This window comes from Brevibacterium sp. FAM 27836, from assembly GCF_051351055.1.
GTDB lineage: Bacteria > Actinomycetota > Actinomycetes > Actinomycetales > Brevibacteriaceae > Brevibacterium.
Map to the genome: position 1 here is coordinate 3,403,861 of NZ_CP195711.1, position 21,731 is coordinate 3,425,591.

Below are 21,731 nucleotides of genomic sequence, written 5' to 3' on the forward strand. Positions count from 1 at the left end.
CCTCGTGGTCACAGCAACCGGAACTCAGCTCGTTGACGACTACTCACTCGAAATGACGGGCAAGGACGTCGAGAAGCTGCGTGAAGCGGCTCCTGCCATACCACCAGGCACTCGCGTCAACGTCACCTTCCTCGGCAACGAGGAGCTCGCGATGCGAGTCAACGCTGCGAAGGTGGTCCGCGAGCTGGGCTTCGTTCCGGTTCCGCACATCTCCGCGCGCAGACTGAAATCGCCAGCTGAGCTTGAAGACTTCCTCGGCGAACTTCAGCAGGTGGGGGCTTCGGAGCGCGTATTCGTCGTCGCCGGAGACCCGAAGGAACCGGAAGGACCCTACGCCGATTCGCTGTCGGTCATCGATACCGGAATTCTGCCGAACTACGGCGTGACCGAGGTCGGCATCGCCGGATACCCGGAAGGTCACCCCGATATCGCAACGAACGACCTGTGGTCTCATATGGAGGCAAAGACCCAGTCCCTGAAAGCCCAAGGGCTGGACCGTGTGGTCCTCACCCAGTTCGCCTTCGATGCCGACCGGGTCTGTACGTGGATCCGGGAGACCCGGGAGCACGGAATCGACTCCCTCATCCGCATCGGAACGCCCGGCCCAGCCGGAATCAAGCGGCTGCTCGGATATGCGGGCCGATTCGGGGTCGGGACAAGCGCCTCGATCGTCAAGAAGTACGGATTCTCCCTCACCAATCTTCTCGGCACGGCAGGCCCCGACAGGTTCCTCACCGAGCTGGCAGGCGAAATCGACGACCCGAGCAGGAACGACGGCCCGCACAGGAGCAACATCAAGGTGCACTTCTACACCTTCGGCGGCCTGCTCAACACGGCCCAATGGGTCAGCGACTTCTCGCCCGGACTCTAGGGGGCCCACGCCGAACGAGAAGTGCTGTCAGCGACCACCAGCAAGAACGCGACCATCAGCAAGAATCAGAACAGAGAGGTTCACATCCCATGACCGACAATCTCCAGCAGCTCCTCGAGACCACGAACCCGGTCGACCTGCTCCGCAATTCCCAGATCGGGTCATACATCTATCCGGTCGTCCCCGCTGACTTCAGCAACTGGATCAAGGAACAGCGGGCATGGCGGGAGACCGCAGTCCTCTACGACCAATCACATCACATGGACAACGTGTTCCTGCGCGGCTCCGACGCCATCAAGCTCATCTCCGACACCGCCATCAACTCAACGGCGAAGTTCGCGGTGAACAAGGCCAAGCAGTACGTTCCGACGACGGCCTCGGGCCATGTCATCGGCGACGGCATCCTCTTCCACGAGGCCGAAGACGAGTACGTCTACGTCGGACGCGCCCCGGCGTCGAACTGGCTGCTCTACCACGGCGAGACCGGCGGCTACTCGAACCTCGACATCGAGATCGATCGTCGTTCGCCCTCGCGCCCGTATGGCGACGCGGTCTCACGGCAGTACTGCCGATTCCAGATTCAGGGTCCGAACGCGTGGAGCATCATTGAGAAGCTCAACGGCGGCCCGCTCGAGAAGCTCGGCTTCTTCAACATGTCGACGATGTCGATCGCCGGCAAGCAGGTCCGCACGCTGCGGCACGGAATGGCCGGCGCTCCGGGCCTCGAGGTCTGGGGCCCCTACGAAGACCACCACCTGATCCGCGATGCCATCGTCGAGGCGGGAGCCGAGTTCGGCCTCCTGCCGGTCGGGGCTCGCGCCTACCCGTCGAACACCCTCGAATCCGGCTGGATCCCTTCGCCGCTGCCGGCGATCTACACCGGCGAGGAAGAGCGCGGTTTCCGCGAATGGCTCGGTGTCGACAGCTACGAAGCGACAGGAACGCTGGCCGGATCGTTCGTCTCGGAGAACATCGAAGACTACTACCTGACCCCGTGGGAGCTCGGCTATGGCTCCTTCGTCAAGTTCGACCACGACTTCATCGGCCGCAGCGCCCTGGAGAAGATGGATCCGGCGAAGCAGCGTCGGAAGGTCACCCTCGCCTGGGACGCCGACGACCTCGGCCAGGTGCTGTCCTCGCCGCTCAATGTCGACGGTCCGAACTACAAGTACTTCGATCTGCCGCTGGCGAACTACGGTTCGGCGAACTACGACTCGGTCATCGACGCCGAGGGCAACACAGTCGGCTTCTCGATGTTCACCGGATACTCGGCCAACGAACGTCGCGGACTGTCACTGGCCGTGATCGATCCAGAAGTTCCCGAAGGCGCGGAGCTCAAGGTCGTGTGGGGCGAGCCGAACGGAGGCACCTCGAAGGCATCGGTCGAGCCGCACGAGCAGACCGAGGTTCGTGCTGTTGTCAGCCCGGTCCCGTATTCGACGGTCGCACGTCAGACGTATAAGGGCGGTTGGCGGACCGGCTACACGAACTGACACCGCTATCCTGAGAGGGCCCGGACTTCGGTTCGGGCCCTCAATGCGTTCGACTACAGGGAGATTCAGACCTATGAGCCTACGCAGTGCCCTCCTCGTGCTCCTGCGGATAGCACCCATGTCCGGCTACGAGCTGCAGAAGCAGTTCTCGCAGTCCGTCGGATACGTCTGGCACGCTCCGGACTCGCAGATCTATCCCGAGCTGAGGAAGATGGCCAAGGAAGGACTCGTCGAGCCCGAAGAGCAGACCCGGGGGAGCGTGGCCACCCGGCGGGTGTATCACGTCACGGATGCCGGTGAGGACAACTTCGCCGAATGGATGCGCACTCCGCTGAAGTATCAGCGCACGCGTGACGCTGCGCATCTCAAAGCCGCGTATCTGGAATCAGCCGATCATGAGACCCGAACAGCCTTCCTCAACGATCACATCGCCCATTGGACTTCTGAACTGAAGTGTTGGGAAGACGAGATCGACAAGATCGACACACTGACCACACCTATGCTCCAGCGGCGACTGGAAGTGACCCGCCCCGAAGACCGCGAGAAGACGATCGCGTTCAAGCGATTCGCCTATGAAGGACTGGCCGAGAAGGCACGAACCGAGATCGCGTGGGCGCAGAGGGGCCTCGAGCTGGCGAAGAGATTCGGTCCCTGATCGGAGACTGTATCGAGCCGCCGAGGTCCACCGATAGGATGGTGCCATGAGCACTCCGGATACCCCGTTCGCCGCCTGGACCGATGTCTCCTTCCTCAAGGGACACGGCACGCAGAATGACTTCGTCCTGCTGTCCGACGATGACAGCGAACTCGAGATGCATCCGGAAACCGTGGCCACACTGGCCGACCGGCGAGCCGGGCTCGGCGCCGACGGCATCATCCGCATCGTCCGGTCCGCCGCCAGCGGCATCCCCGGCGCAGCCGAGCAGGCCGCAGCCGGCGCCGAATGGTTCATGGACTACTACAACAACGACGGCAGCCTGTCCGAGATGTGCGGCAACGGTGTGCGTGTCTTCGCCCACGTGCTCGTGACCAGCGGTCGCGTTCCGGCCGATACCCGCGACATCCTCGTCGGCACCCGCGACGGAATCAAAACCGTGCGCACCACCCTCAACCCGGCACTCGGCGTCCAGACCGGCGACGACGTCGTCGGCACGGGAGCGTCGGGACCCGGCTCGGCCAGCGACGCCTGGTACACGATCGACATGGGCGACTGGTCACTCGACCCGTCGAGCTCGGTGCTCGTGACCACCGGCGGCGTCGAAGTCGCTCGACCCGGACTGCGCGTGTCCACCGGCAATCCGCATACGGTCGTCGCGCTGGCCGAACACTCCGAACTCTCTGCCGCCGATCTGCGTGACGCCCCGGTCCTCGACCCGGTGCCCGCGGACGGTTCGAACGTCGAATACATCGTCATGGAGCCCGCTCGCTCCGACGTTGCCGGAGGAGAGGGCGCACTGCGCATGCGGGTGTTCGAACGCGGAGTCGGCGAGACCCGCTCCTGCGGCACCGGCGCATGCGCCGCAGCGATCGCCGCCCACCACTGGGCGGGGGAGACCTCGCCGCTGCAGTGGCGCGTCGACGTGCCCGGCGGACAGCTGCGCATCGAGATCGACCCGAACCCCGAGGGCACGAGCGGACGTGTCAGCCTCGCGGGCCCCGCGACCCTCGTCGCCAGCGGCACCATCAGCTGAGGCGCGAGCGGACCGCACTTCGTACGCGCAGCCGAGCCCGACCTCGGCGAGGGAAGACCTCAGCCTCGGCGCGGAATGACGTGTCGAACCGAAGACTCAGCCGCGGTGGACGGTGAGGACGCGAAAGCCCTTCGACGAACCCGTGCGTTCGATCGTGAACCCGTCCCCGAGCATCTGCGCGATCCATTTCTGCAGGGAATCGGCCCCGAGGTTCTTCGACACGACGAGATCGGCCCGACCGCCCGGCGCCAGTCGCGGCAGCCAGGTCTCAAGCAGTTCGTGGAGGGCGGCCTTGCCGATGCGGATCGGGGGATTGGACCGGATGGCGGAGAACTGGAGGTCCGCGGGGATCTGCTCGGCGGTGACGGGAGCAATCGAATCGAGTCCGAGCCGGCGCGCGTTCGCCGCTGTCGTCTCCAGGGACCGGGAGTTCACGTCGAGTGCCCACACTCGCAGGGCCACCTCGGCGTCCTTGGCCTCCAATGCGGTGTGCAGGGCGATCGGCCCCCACCCGCAGCCGAGGTCGAGGACATCACCGGTCGGCGGTTCGGGCAGATGCCGCAGCAGCACGGCGGTGCCGAGATCGAGGCGAGTCGGTGAGAACGTGCCTGATACGGTTTCGACGGTGACCTCGCGGCCGGCCAATTCGAGGCGCAGTTCGCGGGTCTTGGCCTCACTGCTCGGAGATTCGGTGAAATAGTGCTCTGACACCACTTCAGTCTAGACGGCTGTGGGAGAATTGATGGACACCATCGTCGGTGCGATGCGCCACCGTCGGTGCGCAGCAGGACCACGCCCACACGATCAGTACCGTGCGGGCGGCAGAGAACAAAGGAATGAATGACGTCTGAAGACAAGGAGCGTCGCAACGCGATGCTCGACCGTGTGCTCTCCCGAGGCGCCCAGGCCCTGGACGATCACGACACCACCCGCGAGGACGACCAGTTCGACCTCGCCGAGCGTGCCGCACTCACCCGTGTGGCCGGACTCTCCACCGAACTCGAAGACATCACCGAGGTCGAATACCGCCAGGTCCGACTCGAACGCGTCGTGCTCGCCGGCATCTGGAACACCACTCAGGCCGAAGCCGAGAACTCGATCCGTGAGCTCGCGGCGCTGGCCGAAACCGCCGGTTCGGACGTCCTCGACGCGCTCATCCAACGCCGTGACAAACCGGACCCCGGCACCTACCTCGGCAAAGGCAAGGCGAACGAACTCGCCGAGATCGTCGCCTCCGTCGGCGCCGACACCGTGATCATCGACTCCGAGCTCGCCCCCAGCCAGCGTCGCGGCCTCGAGGACGTCATCAAGGTCAAGGTCGTCGACCGTGTCGCCCTCATCCTCGACATCTTCGCCCAGCATGCGAAATCCCGTGAAGGCAAGGCCCAGGTCGAACTCGCCCAACTCGAATACCTCCTGCCGCGCCTGCGCGGTTGGGGCGAGTCGCTGTCCCGGCAGGCCGGCGGTCGTGTCGCCGGCGGTGCCGGAATCGGCTCCCGCGGACCCGGTGAGACGAAGATCGAACTCGACCGCCGCCGCATCCGCACCCGCATGTCCAAACTGCGCCGTGAGATCGCCGCAATGGCCCCGTCACGGGAGACGAAGCGGAAGAACCGCGCCCGCCACCATGTGCCCTCGGCCGCGATCGTCGGATACACGAACGCGGGCAAGTCCTCCCTGCTCAACCGGCTCACCGATGCCGAGGTGATGGTGCAGAACGCGCTGTTCGCCACCCTCGACCCGACCGTCCGACAGGCGAAGACCGCCGACGGCATCGTCTTCACCTACACCGACACCGTCGGTTTCGTCCGCAACCTGCCCCACCAGCTCGTCGAAGCCTTCCGCTCGACGCTCGAGGAGGCCGCCGGTTCGGATCTGCTCCTCCACGTCGTCGACGCCTCCCACCCGGACCCGCACGGGCAGATCCACGCCGTGCGCGAAGTCCTCAAAGACGTCGAGACCGGGGACATCCCCGAACTCCTCGTGTTCAACAAGTCCGATCTCGCCGAGGAGGCCGTGATCACCGGTCTGCGCGCGGAATATCCGAAGGCGCAGTTCGTCTCGGCCGTGACGAGGGAAGGCATCGACGCCCTCGTCGAGGCCATCGAGAGTCGGCTTCCCGCCCCGGACATCGACATGACGCTGCTCGTCCCCTATGAACGCGGCGACCTCGTGTCGAAGATCTACGCCCTGGGCACCGTCGAACACGAATCCCACGGGTCCGAAGGCACGAGCCTGCAGGTGAAGGTGCCGGCCGAAATCGTCGACGAGCTGCGTGAGTTCCAGCGTCCGGACCTGGTCATCGACGAGTGAAGGCTGTCGACGACCTCCTCGAATCCGCCGTTGGGGCCATCGGCGGATCGCCCAGGCAGGGTCAGCAGGATATGGCTCAAGCGGTCGCCTCGGCGGTCGACAAAGGCATCCACCTGCTCGTGCAGGCCGGCACCGGCACGGGCAAGTCCCTGGCCTACCTCGTGCCGGCGGCCGAATACGTCAATCGCACCGGCGGGAAGGTCGTCGTATCGACAGCGACCCTGGCGCTGCAGACGCAGATCATCCACCGTGACCTGCCGCGTCTGTTCAAAGCCGTGAAGAAGGACCTCGACCCGCTGCCGAGGGCCGCTCTGCTCAAGGGCCGACGGAACTATGTATGCAAGCACAAGCTCTCCGGCGGGTACCCCGACGAAGGCGAAGGAATGCTCTTCGACCTCGGTGCTGACGCCGAGGCGGGACGCAAACCGGCCGAACGCTCCGGCCTGGGCGAGGAGATCCAGAGGATCCGCACCTGGGAGAAGACCACAGACACCGGTGACCGTGATGACCTCATGCCCGGTGTCAGCGACCGCGCCTGGTCGCAGGTGTCCGTCAACGCCTTCGACTGCCTCGGATCGAACTGCCCCCTGTTCACCGAATGCTTCGCTGAGATCGCCCGGAACAAGGCCGCCGAGGCGGACATCGTCGTGACCAACCATGCGCTGCTGGCCATCGACGCCTTCGGCGAATCGAACGTGCTGCCCGAACACGATGTCATCATCATCGACGAGGCCCACGAGCTCAAGGACCGGGTGACCAACGCCCTGTCCGGGCAGATCAACACGAGCATGCTCTCGGCCGCGACGAGTTCGGTGCGCAAACACACCACCGTCCAGGACGGGGTCGTCTCCCTTCTCGACTCCGCTGCGGCGGCACTCGAACGCGCACAGTCCTCGGTGCCCGAAGGACTCATCCTCCATATGAGCGAAGCCCTCGGGCTGGCATTGACGCAGATCCGCGACTCCGCCCGACAGATCATCAACGACATCGGAGGCAAGACCGAAGACGCCGATGCCGGCCGGCAGATGGCCAAGGCCCGGTGTCAGGAGATCTTCGAACTCGCCGAACGCTTCTGCGATCCGGGCAAGAACGACGTCATCTGGCTCTCGCGGTCGACATTCCGGGAGAAGGAGACGACGAACCTCGTCGTCGCACCCCTGAGTGTGGCCGGGACCATGCGCTCGGGCATCTTCGAAGAGTCCACCGTCGTGGCCACCTCGGCGACTCTGTCCTTGGGCGGGAACTTCGACGCGGTCGCCGCATCCTTGGGACTCTTCGGCCCCGACGCCCCGAAATGGGACAGCCTCGACGTCGGCTCGCCCTTCGACTACGGCAGACAGGGCATCCTCTACGTCGCCTCCCACCTGCCCAAACCCGGACGCAGCGGCCTGAGCGACGAAGCGCTCACCGAACTCGAAGAGCTCGTCAGAGCCTCGAACGGCGGGGCACTGGGACTGTTCTCCTCTCGGGCGGCGGCCAATGCCGCAGCCGAACACCTGCGGGAGAAATTCGATTTTCCGATCCTGCTCCAAGGAGATGACGGCCTGCCCGCACTCGTCTCCCAATTCACCGCCGATGACCAGACCTGCCTGTTCGGCACCATGTCACTCTGGCAGGGAGTCGACGTGCCGGGCCGGACGAACCGGCTGGTCATCATCGACCGGCTGCCGTTCCCGCGCCCCGACGACCCGCTCATGCAGGCCCGCGCGCGGGATGCCGATCAGCGGGGTGTCAACGGCTTCATGGCCGTCTCCGCCACACATGCCGCGCTGCGTCTGGCACAGGGAGCGGGTCGGCTCATCCGCTCGACCAAGGACAGGGGAGTGGTGGCCGTGCTCGATTCGCGGCTGCGTTCGGCCCGGTACTCCGGCTTCCTCGTCAACTCGATGCCGCGGATGTGGCCGACGACGAACGCTCAGCTCGTGCGCACGAGCCTGGCCCGCCTCGCCGAGTCCGAAACGGAATGACTAGGCACTGCGCCTCGACGACCGATCGCTCCGCCTGAATGGCAGAACGCCTGCGACCGATCCGGTCGCAGGCGTTCTGTGTTCGAGCGTTGAGTGCCGGGGCCGCCGGCAGTGTGCTCAGAGGCGGCGGATGACAGCGACGACGAGCCCCATGATCTGGGCGTAGGTGCCGTCGATCGGCTCATAGTTCTCGTTCTGCGGCATCAGCCACTGCTCACCCGCCTTGCGCTTGAGCGTCTTCACGGTCGCCTCGCCGTCGAGCAGCGCCGCAACGATCTGGCCGTTGTCCGCGGTGTGCTGCTTGCGCACGACCACCCAGTCGTCGTGGCAGATGGCGGCTTCGATCATCGAATCGCCGACGACCTTGAGCAGGAACATCTCACCGGAGCCGACGACCTGCGTCGGCAGCGAGAAGATGTCATCGACTTCCTGTTCGGCGAGGATCGGGCCACCGGCGGCGATCCGTCCGACGACCGGCACCTGCACGGTGTTGTTGGCAAGCTCTTCGAACTTCGCCCGCTCCGCCTCTTCCTCTTCGAACGGATTGACGACCTCGATGGCGCGCGGGCGCTTCGGATCGCGGCGGACATAACCGAGACGTTCGAGCTGGGAGAGCTGGTGGGCCACGCTCGAGAGCGAAGCGAGTCCGGCGGCCTTGCCGATCTCGCGCATGCTCGGCGGGTAGCCGTTGGTCACGACAGCGCGTTCGATGGTTTCGAGCACGAGACGCTGACGTGGGGTGAGGCGGAAGTCGTCTTCGCCGGTCGAACCCTCAGGGATCTGAATCTCGTCGTCATCGCTGCGAGCGGCAGCGATCTCACTGGCAACATCTTCGTTGCGAGGCCGGCCTCTGCCTCGTTTGTTCTGAACCATTGCTCGTTCCCCTTCGTTCTATTCCCTGCCGCTGGACGCCGTGATCTCCGCTTCGAAGATTCTCGTGTCAGTGCCGGCTGAGATGGTTCTGACAGATCAATCAACAACGCTGGTTCCCTCTCATTGTCGCATAGATGTTCGAGTTGGACTGGACATTTGTTCGATTGGCATGTTGAATAGAACAGACGTTCTACCGATTGCTGGTGGAATCGTACGAATGAAAGAGGTAATGCGATGTCTGCACAGAACACCGGGCTGCGCCTGACCACTCGTGGACGCCAGGCGGTTCGCCTTCTCCGGACCCTGCTCATTGCTCTCGTCGTCATCGGCGGAGCGCTCCTCCTCGCCACCCAGTCGTTCTCGGCCGCAGCGGTCGCCGAACCGGAATCCGAGAGCATCGGCATCGAAGCCGACGCGGTCGTCGTCGGTGAAGGCGAGTCGCTGTGGACCGTGGCCTCGAGCCTCGGACTTGATCGCGATACCCGCGATGTCGTGGCCGATATCGTCGACATCAACCATCTGACGACTCCGACCGTCCACCCTGGCCAGACCCTCGACGTCCCCGTCCGCTGAGGGCCGGCCGGGTGAGACCGGCAGCCGCGCAGCGTGGCAACGTGCGAGGTCGCCGGGGAGCTGCTTTCGGCCGCATCGGGCCGGAGCTCCGATGTCGGATCTCGAGGCTCGACCCGCCGCCGGAGCGGTGGGAGTCTCTCGGTAGACTGATCGCGTGGGAAACATCGAATCTTTGCCAGTGCGTGCCGACCTCGTCGGGCTCAAGCCCTACGGGGCTCCGCACCTCGACGTGCCGGTCCAGCTCAACGTCAATGAGAACGCCTATCCGCTCCCGGACGTCGTCGTCGACAGCATGCGTGCCGCCGTCAACAATCACTTCTCCGGGCTCAACCGCTACCCGGACCGGGAATTCACTGCGCTGCGCGAACACCTCGTCACCTATCTCAACGGTGTCAACGAACGCGCAGGAGACACAGTCGCACTCGAACCCGGCATGATCTGGGCAGCCAACGGTTCGAACGAAGTCCTCAGCCACATCGTCCAGGCCTTCGGCGGCCCGGGCCGCACCGTCCTCGGCTTCACCCCGTCCTACTCCATGCATCCGCTCATCACGACCGGGACCGGAGCCGAATGGAGGCACGTCGACCGCAGGGACGACTTCACCCTCGACGCTGAGACCGTCGCCGCCGAGGTCGCACGGGTCGACCCCGATATCGTCTTCCTCTGCACCCCGAACAACCCGACAGGCACCTCGATCGGCCTCGACGTCATCGACGCCGCCTACGAGAACTGTTCGGGCATCGTCATCGTCGATGAGGCCTACGCGGAATTCTCCCGCCCGGCCGCATCCTCGGCGATGACCCTGCTCGACGGCCGTCCGCGCCTCGTCGTGTCCCGCACCATGAGCAAGGCCTTCGCCTGTGCCGGGCTGCGCTTGGGCTATGCCATCGCCGCCCCCGAACTCATCGACACCCTCCGCCTTGTCCGTCTGCCCTACCACCTGTCCGAGGTCACACAGGTCCTTGCCTGCACCGCCCTCGAACACGCCGACGTGCTGCTCGGCAACGTCGACCGGCTCATCGACTCCCGCAACCGCATGTCGGAGCATCTCGCTGAAGTCGGCTTCACCGTCCACGACAGCGATTCGAACTTCGTGCTCTTCGGCAACATCTCCTCACCGGCACGACTGTGGCAGGAGCTGCTCGACCGCGGCGTGCTCATCCGCGACATCGGCATCGCCGGCCACGCCCGCGTCAACGCCGGCACCGAGGATGAGACCGACGCGTTCCTTCGCGCCATCGATGAGATCCTCGCCGAGTCCCCGGACATCCTCGCCGAACGACCGACGTCTCCGCCCAGCTCAACGGCTCCCAGCGCGGCTCCCTCCGGCTCAGCTCCGTCATCCTCCGCCCCGACGAAAGGCACACCATGAGGCAGGCCCAGAACTCACGCACCACCTCCGAGTCCACGGTGTCCGTGTCCGTCGACCTCGACGGCACCGGCACCTCGAACATCTCGACCAGCGTGCCGTTCTTCGACCATATGCTCACCGCCCTGGCGAAGCACTCGATGATCGACCTCGACGTGACTGCCACCGGCGACACCCATATCGATGTCCACCACACCGTCGAAGACACGTCGATCGTGCTCGGCCAGACTCTGCGTGAAGCCCTCGGCGACAAGATCGGCATCCGTCGCTACGGCTTCGCCGCGGTTCCACTCGACGAAGCCCTGGCCCAGTGTGTCGTCGACGTCTCCGGTCGCCCCTACTTCGTCCACGCAGGCGAACCCGACGGTCAGCAGTACCACCTCATCGGCGGTCACTTCACCGGTTCGATGACCTCCCACTCGCTCGAATCCATCGCCTTCCACGGCGGACTGACCGTCCACCTCGACCTCGTGCGCGGTCGCGATCCGCACCACATCGTCGAAGCCCAGTTCAAGGCCTTCGCCCGTGCCCTGCGCGAAGCCGTGGAAGAAGACCCCCGCAGCAATTCCGTTCCCAGCACCAAGGGAGTCCTGTGAGCACGACCGTTCTCGTGACCCCCTTCGGGGTCGCCCAGCAGCTGGCCGCAGCCTGCGTGCTGTCGAACATCCACGGCACCATCGTTCCGATCGGGGAGTTCACCGGAATCGTCCTCGCCGACACCGATGTGCAGGCCGGCAACGAGGCGGCTGCCGCGATCTCGAAGCTCGCGGGCAAACATGAGGTCCTCCTCCTCGTCCGCAGTGAAGAGCAGATCGATGCCGGACATTACCGTCACGGCAACCGCGAATCCGATGTTCCCGCCGGGCTGGCTCTGAAGAACCTGCCCGATGTGCTCGAAGGTCTCCTGCTCGAAACCGTCGCCGCCGAAGACGTCGACGGCAATATCCCGACGAGTTCGATGACGAAGCTGCAGGCCAGCGCCGCCACCATGACGCCGGGACGTGCCGCGGTGGCCCGCACCGCGCTGCTGTGGATCGTCGCCGCGGTCCTCGCCGGTCTCGTCGCTGCCTTCGGCGTCGCATTGGGCCTCGGCGGCAACACCGTCGCCTGGGTCGTCGCCGTCTTCGGTGCCATCGTCCTCGGATTCTCCCTGTGGCGGATCTGGTCGGTGCTGAGCAAGGGCGCAAAGCGATGACGACGGTCGCGGTCCTCGACTACGGCGCCGGAAACGTCCGCTCCGCTGTGCGCGCGGCCGCTGCCGCCGGCGCCGAGGTGACACTGACGGCCGACCACGACGTCATCAACGACTCCGATGGTCTCCTCGTCCCCGGCGTCGGTGCCTTCTCCGCCGTCATGACGGGACTGCAGAACGTCGGGGGAGGCGAACTCATCCGGACCCGCCATGCACAGGGCCGTCCGCTGCTGGGCATCTGCGTGGGCCTGCAGGTGTTCTTCGCCCGAGGCGAGGAACACGGCGTGCAGACCGACGGCATCGGCCTGTGGCCGGGAGCCGTCACCGGCCTCAAGGCCCCGGTCGTTCCTCACATGGGCTGGTCGCAGGTCTCCGCGCCGGAGGACTCGCAGATGTTCGCCGGCATCCGCGAGGAGCGCTTCTACTTCGTCCACTCCTATGCCGCGACCCAGCCGCCTCCCGACACCAAGGTGACCACGGCCCGACACGGCAGCGACTTCATCGCCGCCGTCGAAGACGACACCACCTGGGCGGCCCAATTCCATCCGGAGAAATCCGCCGAAGCGGGAGCGCAGCTGCTGCGCAACTGGATCGGCACGTTCTCGTAGAGCCCCGCTCAGTTCCTGACCGAGCGCACCGACTAGCATTGCCCGAAACCCCTGGCACCCTTCGCAGAAAGGTCACAATGACAGAGACCCCGAACAAGCTCGTCCTCCTTCCCGCAGTCGACGTCGCCGACGGCAAAGCCGTCCGGCTCGTCCAGGGTGAAGCCGGCACCGAAACCGACTACGGTTCACCCATCGACGCGGCTCAGGACTTCGAGAGCAGGGGAGCCGAGTGGATCCACCTCGTCGACCTCGATGCCGCCTTCGGCCGCGGTTCGAACTCGGACCTGCTCAACCAGGTCGTCAAGGCCGTGGGGATCAAGGTCGAACTCTCCGGCGGAATCCGCGACACCGAAAGCCTCGAGCGCGCACTCGACACCGGCGCCGAACGCGTGAACATCGGCACCGCGGCACTGGAGAACCCGGAGTGGACGGCTGAGATGATCTCCCGCTTCGGCGACCAGGTCGCCATCGGACTCGACGTCCGCGGCACGACGCTGGCCGCCCGCGGCTGGACGCAGGACGGCGGAGACCTCTACGAAGTTCTGGAGACCCTCGAAGCGGCCGGCTGCTCTCGCTACGTCGTCACCGATGTCCGCAAGGACGGCACCCTGCAGGGCCCCAACGTCGAACTGCTCAAGTCCCTGGCCGAGAAGACCGAGACCCCGATCGTCGCCTCCGGCGGTGTCTCCAGCCTCGACGATCTGCGTGCCCTGCGTGAGCTCGTGCCCTTCGGCGTCGACTCGGCGATCGTGGGAAAGGCACTCTACGCCGGCAAGTTCACTCTGGAAGAGGCCCTCGACGTCGCAGGACGGTGAGCCGGTGAGCACACACTCGCACGGTCCAGAGGACTCCCATCAGCCCACGGACTCGGCCGGACAGGCCTGGGCCGGGCGGGAGCTCAAACCCAACCCGTTCTCCGGGGACTCCGGACTGGCCGACACCGCACTGCTGGAAGCGTTGAACCAGGTCGCACAAACGCCCCTGGAACCCGCCGCACACCAGCAGGTCGTCACGGCACTGTCCGGGGCCCGGCTCTACGCCCCGATCGTGCCGATGGTCGTCGACCAGGAGGTCGGAGAGAACGGGCTCATGGCCGACAACTCTTCGGAGATGGCGATGGTCCGTCTTCAGGCCGAGGACGGACGCGAGTGCACGCCCGGCTTCTCCGGCATTCCGCCGCTGACCGCCTGGCACCCGGATGCGCGTCCCGTGCCGATCGAATCCGAACGGCTCGTGCTCGGTGCGATCGAGGCCGAATCCCAGCTCGTCGTCCTCGACCCGGGAGCCGAGCCCTCGTTCCTGCTGCGCCGGCCGTCCATGTTCGCCTTCGTCCAGTCCCAGCCCTGGACCCCGTCCTGGGCCGACGCCGAGGTGGCCCGGCGTCTGCGTGCCATCGCCGAGTCGTTTCCGTGGCTGGCTCGGCTGGGCGTCAGCCCCGGCAGCAACTCCGTCCACTTCGCAGGACCGGAGCTCGGCATCACCCTCGGCGTCGAATCCGAGGTGCCGCAGGAAGAGGTGCGCCGGTTCCAGGAGACCGTCGCCGCCGATGAGGAGCTCGTCGCGAAGATCGACTCCCTCGCCATCCGCATCATCGAAGCCTGAGACTCACCGAACCCCGGCATCGACGAGACCCCGACGGACACCGGATCATGCGGTGCCGCCTCGGCGGATTCGGACATGACGGGATCGGAAATGACGGAATCGGGTGTGCCACAACGGCAAGACACCTATGCTTACAGCCATGAGTGGAATCCGTGATCTCAATCACCCGACCGCACCGGACGAGAGCTACCTCGACCAGATGGCCCACCAGACCCGGATTCGGGCCGAAGCGGCCGCCGACTGGGACTCGGACTTCGCCGGTGCCCCGGAGACGAGCCGCACCGGAATCGCCGCAGGCCTCGAGGCCGCACAGAGCGAGCTGAAGGACCTGCTCCACACGATCCATACGCTGGCCGAGACCGCCTTCGTCGAATTCGAATCCGTCGCCGCAATCGCCTCGGTACTGGACAAGCACGGCATCGACGTCGAGACGGGACTGTACGGGGTCGAGACGACGCTGCGGGCCACGACCGGTTCCGGGCAGGGTCGGACCATTGCGATCCTCGCCGAATACGACGCCCTGCCCGAGATCGGACACGCCTGCGGACACAACATCATCGCCACCGCGGGAGTCGGCGCCTTCCTCGCACTCCACGCACTGTATGAGAAGGATCCCGAGGCTGTGCCGGGCACCGTCGTGCTGCTGGGCACCCCGGCAGAAGAGGGGCACTCGGGCAAGGAGGTCATGGCCCGGGCCGGTGCCTTCGACGGTCTCGATGCGGCGATCATGGTCCACGGCTACGGTTACGACTGCGCCGACCAGGTGTGGTTGGGACGGCGACTGCTCACCGTCACCTACTCCGGCATCGCAGCCCACGCCTCGGCGCAGCCGTTCATGGGCCGCAACGCCCTCGACGCGGCGAACCTCTTCTACCAGGGACTCGGCCTGCTGCGGCAGCAGATGCCCCCGATCTCGCGCCTGCACGCCGTGATCACCGACGGCGGCACCCGACCGTCGATCATCACCGAGGCCGCCACGGTCCAGTGCTACGTCCGGTCGAAGTTCCCAGAAACGCTCAAGGAGCTCTCGGACCGGGTCGAAGACGCCGCGCAGGGTGCTGCACTGATGACCGGCACCGGAGTCGACGTCGCCTGGGACGAACACCCGCCGTCGCTGCCCGTGCGCGCGAACTCGGCGCTGACCCGACGTTGGGCAGAGCACGAACAGGCCCGCGGGCGGTCTCCGCTTCCCCGCGGTGTCCTCGACGAGTCGATCGCCGCATCCACAGACTTCGGCAACGTCTCCTACCGGATCCCCGGCATTCACCCGCTCATCAAGACCGCCGACGCCGAGGTGGCCCTGCACACCCGTGAATTCGCCGAAGCCGCGAAGACCCCGGCCGCAGAGTCAGCAGCGAGCGACGCGGCCTATGGACTGGCGTGTACGGCCCTGGACTTCCTCGTCGACGATGCCCTGGCCGCCGAAGTCGCCGAAGAGTTCGCTCGAGACGGGGGAGCCATCGACGTCGAGAACTACTTCGCCTGATCGCCTGAGGACTCTGACCACCGCAAGAAAGAGAGCATCCATGTCAACGACGACACAGGGCAAGGTCGGCATCGGGCAGCGACTGCTGGACTGGGTCGAGAACGTCGGCAACAAGCTGCCGGAGCCCTTCACCCTCTTCCTCGGTCTGTTCATCATCACCGGGCTGGTCTCGACGGCGATGGCGATGGCCGGGGTCTCGGTCACCATCCCCGGCGATGACGAGACCATCGCGATCAAAGGACTGTTCACCGGTGAGGGACTGTCGTGGCTGACGACGACGATGGGGGAGAACTACCTCGGATTCCCGCCGCTGGCCACCGTGCTGCCGATCCTCTTGGCCGTCGGTGTCGCTGAGAAGTCGGGAATGCTCGCCGCGGCCGTGCGCATCGCCTTCGGCAGGAGTCCACGCTGGCTGCTGCCCTACGCCGTCGGGTTCGTCGGAGTCACCGGGTCGATCATGTCCGACTCTGCGTTCATCATCATCCCGCCCTTGGCCGCGCTCGTGTTCAAAGCCGCCGGTCGCCACCCGATGGCCGGGCTCATCGGCGGATTCGCCGCCACCGGTGCCGGATATTCGACGTCGATCGTGCCGACGAGCCTCGATGCGCTGTTCGCCGGCATCACCACCTCGGTGATGGACACCCTGCCGAACACCGACTTCACGGCCGTCAACCCCGTGTCGAACTACTACTTCAACATCGCGTCGTCGATCGTGCTGGCCATCGTCGCCGGATTCATCATCGACCGTCTCATCGAACCGAACATGATCCGCCGAGGCGTCCCCCGCGAATACGCGAATGCAGGAGCTCAGGGGCTGGCGAAAGAGTATCGAGCGGACAACCCGTACGGCGAATCCGGGAGCGCAGGCGGTGGCGAAGCCGAGGACGAAGAGTCCGAGATCAGGGCCGAACTCGAACCGCAGGAGAAGCGGGGTCTGATCTGGGCTGTTCTCGCAGCGCTGCTGCTGACCGCGCTGATCCTGTTCTCCGTGCTCATCCCGAACTCGCCGTGGCGCAACGAGGACGGCGGATTCCTGCCGGAGTCACCGCTGCTGTCATCGATCGTGTTCATCGTCTTCGCCTACTTCATGCTCATGGGAGTCGTCTACGGATTCGCCGTGCGCACCGTGCGGTCGATGAACGATCTGGTGAGGATGATGAGTCAGTCGATTATCGACATGATGTCATTCCTCATCCTTGCGTTCATCCTCGGCCAGTTCATCGCTCTGTTCAATTGGACGGGCATCGGTTCGTGGATCGCTGTGGCCGGTGCCTCGGGGCTCGAGGCGATCGGGCTGACAGGGTTTGCCGCGGTCATCGGCTTCATGCTCCTGGCCAGCGTGCTCAACCTGTTCATCATCTCCGGCTCATCCATGTGGACTCTCATGGCCGCGGTGTTCGTGCCCCTGTTCACCCTGCTCGGATACGAACCCGCGTTCATCCAGGCCGGCTTCCGCGTCGGAGATTCAGCCACTCAGGTCATCACCCCGCTCAACCCGTACATGATCGTCCTCCTCGGCCTCGTCCGCCGCTACGAGCCGAGCGCGGGGCTGGGCACCGTGATCTCGCGAATGTTCCCATTCGTCATCCCGTTCTGGCTCGCGTGGGCTGCGCTGTTGGCCATCTGGTACTTCTTCGACCTGCCGCTGGGACCGGGCAATGGGATCTTCCTCAACTAGGGCGCACCGGGTAGTGCTCACAGCATCTGCCGCACGCCGTCGCGCCAATCGGTGATCGGGACCGCGTCGGCCAAGGTGCCCGGTTCGATGACGCAGGGTTCGTACCAGATGGGGGCCAGCTGGTTGAGCTCATAGAAGGAGCGTTCGAACGCACCGACGGCCCTGGTCACCCAGCGCGGCACCGGGACCGGACGCTTGTGCTTCTGCCCCAGAACGTCCGCGGTGAAATCAGCGATCTCAGTGAGAGTCGGATTCGAGGCCGGTGCGATGCGCAGCTGATGCGTCCCCGCGGGGACGGTCGTCAGATCCTCTGCCGCCTGGATCATTGCGGCCGCGTGATCGGCGATGACGGTGATTCCATGAGGGACATCTGTCCGTGCCGGGACCAGGGCGCGGCGCCCCTTGGAGATCGGCTCGGTGATGCACATCCGCACGACCGATGACCACTTCTCTGCGGTTCTGCCGAGCAGATCCCCGGCGATGACACTGGCAGACGTCGCAGAATGAGCGGAGCGAGCCTCGAGGAGCCGCTGCCGGATTCGGCCTTTGTCTTCGACAGGAGCGAAGGGTGAGGTCTCGGTGATCGGTCGGGTGAGGCCGGTGAAGGCGTATACCGATTCGGGGAAGACGACGGGGATGCTCAGTTCGGCGGCGGTGTCGAGGACCGCCTGATCCAGCCGCGGGAGGACCTGTTCCCATTTCCGGCTGTCATAGGGGGCATGAGCGCAGGCGAAGATCACATCGACGCCCTCCGCAGCCTGAGCCAGCTGCGAACGGTCCGTGGCGTCGGCCCTGATATGCGCGGGAGCGGGACTGGGTGCCGGTGCCCCAACGGTCACGGCCTGCTGTGCACGGCCACCCGAGCGCGTGGCGATGCGCACGGTGACCCCTGAGCCGATGAGTTGGGCGGCGATCTCCGAACCGATCTGGCCGTTGCCGATGACGAGTGCTTGCTTCATGACGGGTCCTTTCCGATGACCTCGAATCAAATTGAGAGAGCGGTGATCTCGAAAAATCAGCGTAGACCTCAAGGCGGTTCAATTCAAGAGCAGTGCTCACAATTGTTATCTCTGTTCTCGGATCGTAGAGTGGATCCATGACTGAGACGACCCCACGCCAGCGCGCTCGCGTCGAGACCGAAGCGCAGATCACACGCATCGGCAACCGGATGATCGACGAAGACGGGGTCGACGGCCTGTCTCTGAGGGCGATCGCCCGCGAGCTCGGTGTCGTCTCGAGCGCGGTCTACCGCTATGTGAAGAGCCGCGATGAGCTGCTGACGATCCTCATCCGTGACGCTTTCACCCAGATCGCCGACACCGTCGATGAGGCTCTGGCAGAGCAGCGGAACGTGGAGACTCTGGCGCTGTCGATGCTCGCCTGGGCGCGGAGGTATCCGAACCGCTGGGCGCTCATCTACGGCACTCCGATCGCCGACTATGAGGCCCCACGGGAAGAGACCGTGGTGCCGGGAACACGAATCATGGTCGCCCTGGCATCCCTGGTGGCGGAATCCCGCAATGATTTCGAGGTTGCCAGCCGGGCCGGACAGGTGCAGGGCACCTCGGGTGTCGAAGTGCGGAAACCGAGCGCGACGCTCAAGCCGCTGCGACAAGGGTTCGAAGAGCTCGGGCTCGGCTACGACGATTCCGTCATTCTGGAGACCGTCACGATCTGGGTCGGCATCGTCGGGCTCATCAATGCCTTGCGGTTCGGTCAGTTCGGGCCGGGATTCGATGACGTCGAAGACAACCTCATGTCCGCGGTGGTCGGCCGCCTCGGCGAGTGAGGATGCGACAGCGGCCCCCGATCGATGATCGAGGGCCGCTGGATCAGCTATTGGCGGGGGAGTGGGGTCAGCGGACGGGGCCGGTGAACTTCTCTCCGGGGCCTTCGCCGGGGGCGTCGGGAATCTCCGAGGCCTCACGGAAGGCCAGCTGCAGACTGCGCAGTCCATCGCGCAGCGGGCGGGCGTGGTGATCGCCGATCACCGTGGCGGCGCCGGTGATGAAGCCGGCCAGCGCCGTGATGAGCTTACGGGCCTCATCGAGGTCCTTGAGGTCGGACCCGGGGCCGTCCGGTCCGTCTTCGGCGAGGCCGCACTTGATGGCGGCGGCGGACATGAGATGGACGGCGCTGGAGGTGATGACCTCGACGGCGGGAACCTCGGCGATATCGCGGGTGACTTCGGCGACCGCCTCGGCGGGAACGGATTCTTCAGAACTCATGCCATAAGCTTGACATATAAATCAACGCGGCGATCACACCAGGGTCTCGATGTGCGAAGAGTCATGAAGCGTAGTACACTGGTAGCTGGTGCGAAGCGGAGTCTGACTCCCACCTTGATCGCGAAGAGCGATCGGGTCCAAAGATCTCTCCCGCGGACGACTGTCCGCATGGGTTGCAGATCGAGGTGTATTCACCGAAGACGTACGGTTGACCGTACTGCTCGTGTGTGCAGGCTCCCTTGGCATGTGTCAACGGGAGCCTTTTTCGTTGCCACGACCACATTTGAGCAAAAGGAGTGAACACATCAGCGAGACGCGCATCAATGACCGGATTCGGGTTCCCGAGGTCCGGTTGGTCGGACCCAATGGTGAACAGGTCGGTATCGTTGCCATTCGCAAGGCACTCGATCTCGCCCGTGAGGCGGATCTCGATCTCGTCGAGGTAGCCCCGCAGGCGAAGCCACCCGTAGCCAAGCTCATGGACTACGGAAAATTCAAGTACGAATCTGCTCAGAAGGCCAGGGAAGCCCGGAAGAACCAGGCGAACACTGCGCTGAAGGAGATCCGCTTCCGTCTCAAGATCGACGAACACGATTACGAGACGAAGAAGGGCCACGTCACCCGCTTCCTCGAAGGCGGCGACAAGGTCAAGGTCATGATCATGTTCCGCGGACGTGAGCAGTCCCGCCCGGAAATGGGCATCAAGCTGCTCAACCGCTTGGCCGAAGATGTGTCGGACCTCGGCACCGTCGAATCCTCCCCGCGAGTCGACGGACGCAACATGGTGATGGTCATCGCCCCGCACAAATCAAAGTCTGACGCCAAGGCGGAGGCTCGCAAGGCATCGGCAGGTGCCAAGGGCAAGTCCGCTGAGGTGAAGTCCCGTCGCGATCGGGTTGCTGCAGAGAAGAACTCAGCTCAACCCGAGGCGTGAGCAAACAGGTAACGTCGCGTTCCAGGCCCCCTGGTCTGTGCGTGTGAAGTAGTTGCCGGCGGCCACCGCCGACAACGAATTGCAAAGGAGAACGGCACTATGCCGAAGCAGAAGACGAACAGCAGCGCCAAGAAGCGCATGCGCGTGACTGGCACTGGCAAGATCATGCGTGAAGGCGTGAACAACCAGCACAAGTTCGAGGGCAAGTCCTCGGGCCGCAAGCGCCGGGTGTCCACCGACCAGGTCATCACCGGTGGAGACCGCGCCATGGCCCGCAAGCTTCTGGGCAAGCTCAAGGGCAGGTGAGACCCCTTTCGGGTCTTCTTTCTCGGACGAGTCTCCGGGATCTCCCCGGGCAGCCGATCACCGGCTCCCACAGCTTGAACCAGAGTCCGGCACCGCCGGAAGATACGAACTTTTCAAAGGAGTAACACGTGGCACGTGTGAAGAGGGCGGTCAACGCCCACAAGAAGCGCCGGGTCATCCTCGACCGGGCAAGCGGCTACCGCGGACAGCGCTCGCGCCTGTACCGCAAGGCCAAAGAGCAGGTCATTCATTCGCTGGTCTACAGCTACCGTGACCGTCGCAAGCGCAAGGGGGACTTCCGTCGCCTCTGGATCCAGCGCATCAACGCCGGCGCCCGCGCCAACGGCATGACCTACAACCGTTTCATCCAGGGCCTCAAGGCCGCTGGAGTCGAGGTCGACCGTCGCATGCTCGCTGAGCTCGCCGTCAACGACTCGGCCACCTTCGCGCACCTGGTCAAGGTCGCCAAGGACGCTCTTCCTGCTGACGTCAACGCAGCGAAGACCGACGCCGCCTGAGCAGCGTCACCTGAATACTCCAGTCACAC

23 protein-coding genes are annotated in these 21,731 nt (G+C 65.1%); 19 read left to right on the plus strand and 4 right to left on the minus strand.

Features of this window, described 5'->3' with window-relative positions:
- Window positions 1-4: 4 nt before the first annotated feature.
- From ACSE4D_RS15265 to dapF, 4 genes are all read left to right on the plus strand, one after another.
- Complete coding sequence (locus tag ACSE4D_RS15265; protein WP_240689731.1) at window positions 5-871, plus strand: methylenetetrahydrofolate reductase; 867 nt, start codon at window positions 5-7, stop codon at window positions 869-871.
- Between the two features lie 89 nt (window positions 872-960).
- A complete protein-coding gene (gene ligM / locus ACSE4D_RS15270; RefSeq protein ID WP_135539326.1) occupies window positions 961-2,364 on the plus strand; it encodes a vanillate/3-O-methylgallate O-demethylase in 1,404 nt (467 codons plus the stop codon).
- A gap of 73 nt (window positions 2,365-2,437) precedes the next feature.
- Complete coding sequence (locus ACSE4D_RS15275) at window positions 2,438-3,019, plus strand: PadR family transcriptional regulator (RefSeq protein WP_135539324.1); 582 nt, start codon at window positions 2,438-2,440, stop codon at window positions 3,017-3,019.
- A 46-nt stretch (window positions 3,020-3,065) separates the two neighbouring features.
- Window positions 3,066-4,055 carry a diaminopimelate epimerase gene (gene dapF / locus ACSE4D_RS15280; protein ID WP_135539322.1) on the plus strand — a complete coding sequence of 330 codons (990 nt, stop codon included), beginning with the start codon at window positions 3,066-3,068 and terminating at the stop codon, window positions 4,053-4,055.
- A gap of 96 nt (window positions 4,056-4,151) precedes the next feature.
- Here the strand turns inward: dapF and ACSE4D_RS15285 are convergent, their stop codons facing one another.
- A complete protein-coding gene (locus tag ACSE4D_RS15285; RefSeq protein WP_135539320.1) occupies window positions 4,152-4,766 on the minus strand; it encodes a class I SAM-dependent methyltransferase in 615 nt (204 codons plus the stop codon).
- A 129-nt stretch (window positions 4,767-4,895) separates the two neighbouring features.
- Between ACSE4D_RS15285 and hflX the strand changes: the two genes are divergently transcribed.
- Window positions 4,896-6,368, plus strand: a complete 1,473-nt coding sequence (gene hflX / locus ACSE4D_RS15290) for a GTPase HflX (RefSeq protein ID WP_135539318.1) — start codon at window positions 4,896-4,898, stop codon at window positions 6,366-6,368.
- Complete coding sequence (locus ACSE4D_RS15295; protein ID WP_135539316.1) at window positions 6,365-8,335, plus strand: ATP-dependent DNA helicase; 1,971 nt, start codon at window positions 6,365-6,367, stop codon at window positions 8,333-8,335. Before hflX ends, ACSE4D_RS15295 begins: the two co-directional genes overlap by 4 nt.
- A gap of 117 nt (window positions 8,336-8,452) precedes the next feature.
- Here ACSE4D_RS15295 and lexA read toward each other — a convergent pair whose 3' ends face one another.
- Window positions 8,453-9,208, minus strand: coding sequence for a transcriptional repressor LexA (gene lexA, locus ACSE4D_RS15300; protein ID WP_135539314.1), 756 nt, complete (start codon window positions 9,206-9,208; stop codon window positions 8,453-8,455).
- Between the two features lie 234 nt (window positions 9,209-9,442).
- Between lexA and ACSE4D_RS15305 the strand changes: the two genes are divergently transcribed.
- The 9 genes from ACSE4D_RS15305 (at window position 9,443) to ACSE4D_RS15345 (ending at window position 17,716) form a co-directional block, all read left to right on the plus strand.
- On the plus strand, window positions 9,443-9,781 hold the full coding sequence (locus ACSE4D_RS15305) for a LysM peptidoglycan-binding domain-containing protein (RefSeq protein WP_135539312.1): 339 nt from the start codon (window positions 9,443-9,445) through the stop codon (window positions 9,779-9,781).
- Window positions 9,782-9,935: 154 nt separating this feature from the next.
- Window positions 9,936-11,153, plus strand: coding sequence for a histidinol-phosphate transaminase (locus tag ACSE4D_RS15310; protein ID WP_425118768.1), 1,218 nt, complete (start codon window positions 9,936-9,938; stop codon window positions 11,151-11,153).
- On the plus strand, window positions 11,150-11,746 hold the full coding sequence (hisB, locus tag ACSE4D_RS15315; RefSeq protein WP_135539308.1) for an imidazoleglycerol-phosphate dehydratase HisB: 597 nt from the start codon (window positions 11,150-11,152) through the stop codon (window positions 11,744-11,746). The genes ACSE4D_RS15310 and hisB overlap by 4 nt, the downstream gene beginning before the upstream one ends.
- Window positions 11,743-12,345, plus strand: a complete 603-nt coding sequence (locus tag ACSE4D_RS15320; RefSeq protein WP_425118767.1) for a hypothetical protein — start codon at window positions 11,743-11,745, stop codon at window positions 12,343-12,345. Before hisB ends, ACSE4D_RS15320 begins: the two co-directional genes overlap by 4 nt.
- Window positions 12,342-12,950: an imidazole glycerol phosphate synthase subunit HisH gene (gene hisH, locus ACSE4D_RS15325; protein WP_426937398.1), complete on the plus strand. Its 609-nt coding sequence runs from the start codon at window positions 12,342-12,344 to the stop codon at window positions 12,948-12,950. Before ACSE4D_RS15320 ends, hisH begins: the two co-directional genes overlap by 4 nt.
- Window positions 12,951-13,027: 77 nt before the next feature.
- Window positions 13,028-13,765, plus strand: a complete 738-nt coding sequence (gene priA / locus ACSE4D_RS15330) for a bifunctional 1-(5-phosphoribosyl)-5-((5-phosphoribosylamino)methylideneamino)imidazole-4-carboxamide isomerase/phosphoribosylanthranilate isomerase PriA (protein ID WP_135539303.1) — start codon at window positions 13,028-13,030, stop codon at window positions 13,763-13,765.
- Between the two features lie 4 nt (window positions 13,766-13,769).
- On the plus strand, window positions 13,770-14,552 hold the full coding sequence (locus ACSE4D_RS15335; protein WP_425118765.1) for an SseB family protein: 783 nt from the start codon (window positions 13,770-13,772) through the stop codon (window positions 14,550-14,552).
- Between the two features lie 139 nt (window positions 14,553-14,691).
- Window positions 14,692-16,038, plus strand: coding sequence for a M20 family metallopeptidase (locus tag ACSE4D_RS15340; RefSeq protein ID WP_425118764.1), 1,347 nt, complete (start codon window positions 14,692-14,694; stop codon window positions 16,036-16,038).
- 40 nt (window positions 16,039-16,078) lie between these two features.
- Window positions 16,079-17,716 carry an AbgT family transporter gene (locus tag ACSE4D_RS15345; protein WP_425118763.1) on the plus strand — a complete coding sequence of 546 codons (1,638 nt, stop codon included), beginning with the start codon at window positions 16,079-16,081 and terminating at the stop codon, window positions 17,714-17,716.
- 17 nt (window positions 17,717-17,733) lie between these two features.
- On the opposite strand, the gene ACSE4D_RS15350 is transcribed toward ACSE4D_RS15345, so the two are convergent.
- Window positions 17,734-18,675, minus strand: coding sequence for an NAD(P)H-binding protein (locus ACSE4D_RS15350; RefSeq protein ID WP_135539295.1), 942 nt, complete (start codon window positions 18,673-18,675; stop codon window positions 17,734-17,736).
- 137 nt (window positions 18,676-18,812) lie between these two features.
- Between ACSE4D_RS15350 and ACSE4D_RS15355 the strand changes: the two genes are divergently transcribed.
- On the plus strand, window positions 18,813-19,505 hold the full coding sequence (locus ACSE4D_RS15355) for a TetR/AcrR family transcriptional regulator (protein WP_135539293.1): 693 nt from the start codon (window positions 18,813-18,815) through the stop codon (window positions 19,503-19,505).
- Between the two features lie 67 nt (window positions 19,506-19,572).
- On the opposite strand, the gene ACSE4D_RS15360 is transcribed toward ACSE4D_RS15355, so the two are convergent.
- Window positions 19,573-19,944 (minus strand): DUF1844 domain-containing protein, encoded by a 372-nt coding sequence (locus ACSE4D_RS15360; RefSeq protein WP_426937399.1) that lies wholly within the window; start codon window positions 19,942-19,944, stop codon window positions 19,573-19,575.
- Window positions 19,945-20,227: 283 nt separating this feature from the next.
- Between ACSE4D_RS15360 and infC the strand changes: the two genes are divergently transcribed.
- From infC to rplT, 3 genes are all read left to right on the plus strand, one after another.
- On the plus strand, window positions 20,228-20,878 hold the full coding sequence (gene infC, locus ACSE4D_RS15365) for a translation initiation factor IF-3 (protein ID WP_425118762.1): 651 nt from the start codon (window positions 20,228-20,230) through the stop codon (window positions 20,876-20,878).
- A 99-nt stretch (window positions 20,879-20,977) separates the two neighbouring features.
- The gene (rpmI, locus tag ACSE4D_RS15370) at window positions 20,978-21,184 is read left to right on the plus strand and encodes a 50S ribosomal protein L35 (protein WP_135539289.1); all 207 of its coding nucleotides are present in this window, start codon (window positions 20,978-20,980) and stop codon (window positions 21,182-21,184) included.
- A 128-nt stretch (window positions 21,185-21,312) separates the two neighbouring features.
- A complete protein-coding gene (gene rplT / locus ACSE4D_RS15375; RefSeq protein ID WP_025779787.1) occupies window positions 21,313-21,702 on the plus strand; it encodes a 50S ribosomal protein L20 in 390 nt (129 codons plus the stop codon).
- The last annotated feature ends 29 nt before the right edge of the window (window positions 21,703-21,731 follow it).

Coding starts and splice junctions, on each gene's coding strand:
- hisH (WP_426937398.1), top strand. CDS start 12,342: ATGACGACGGTCGCGGTCCTCGACTACGGCGCCGGAAACGTCCGCTCC.
- dapF (WP_135539322.1), top strand. CDS start 3,066: ATGAGCACTCCGGATACCCCGTTCGCCGCCTGGACCGATGTCTCCTTC.
- ACSE4D_RS15340 (WP_425118764.1), top strand. CDS start 14,692: ATGAGTGGAATCCGTGATCTCAATCACCCGACCGCACCGGACGAGAGC.
- ACSE4D_RS15350 (WP_135539295.1), bottom strand. CDS start 18,675: ATGAAGCAAGCACTCGTCATCGGCAACGGCCAGATCGGTTCGGAGATC.
- ACSE4D_RS15275 (WP_135539324.1), top strand. CDS start 2,438: ATGAGCCTACGCAGTGCCCTCCTCGTGCTCCTGCGGATAGCACCCATG.
- ligM (WP_135539326.1), top strand. CDS start 961: ATGACCGACAATCTCCAGCAGCTCCTCGAGACCACGAACCCGGTCGAC.
- lexA (WP_135539314.1), bottom strand. CDS start 9,208: ATGGTTCAGAACAAACGAGGCAGAGGCCGGCCTCGCAACGAAGATGTT.
- ACSE4D_RS15360 (WP_426937399.1), bottom strand. CDS start 19,944: ATGAGTTCTGAAGAATCCGTTCCCGCCGAGGCGGTCGCCGAAGTCACC.
- rpmI (WP_135539289.1), top strand. CDS start 20,978: ATGCCGAAGCAGAAGACGAACAGCAGCGCCAAGAAGCGCATGCGCGTG.
- hisB (WP_135539308.1), top strand. CDS start 11,150: ATGAGGCAGGCCCAGAACTCACGCACCACCTCCGAGTCCACGGTGTCC.
- priA (WP_135539303.1), top strand. CDS start 13,028: ATGACAGAGACCCCGAACAAGCTCGTCCTCCTTCCCGCAGTCGACGTC.
- hflX (WP_135539318.1), top strand. CDS start 4,896: ATGACGTCTGAAGACAAGGAGCGTCGCAACGCGATGCTCGACCGTGTG.
- ACSE4D_RS15305 (WP_135539312.1), top strand. CDS start 9,443: ATGTCTGCACAGAACACCGGGCTGCGCCTGACCACTCGTGGACGCCAG.
- ACSE4D_RS15345 (WP_425118763.1), top strand. CDS start 16,079: ATGTCAACGACGACACAGGGCAAGGTCGGCATCGGGCAGCGACTGCTG.
- ACSE4D_RS15355 (WP_135539293.1), top strand. CDS start 18,813: ATGACTGAGACGACCCCACGCCAGCGCGCTCGCGTCGAGACCGAAGCG.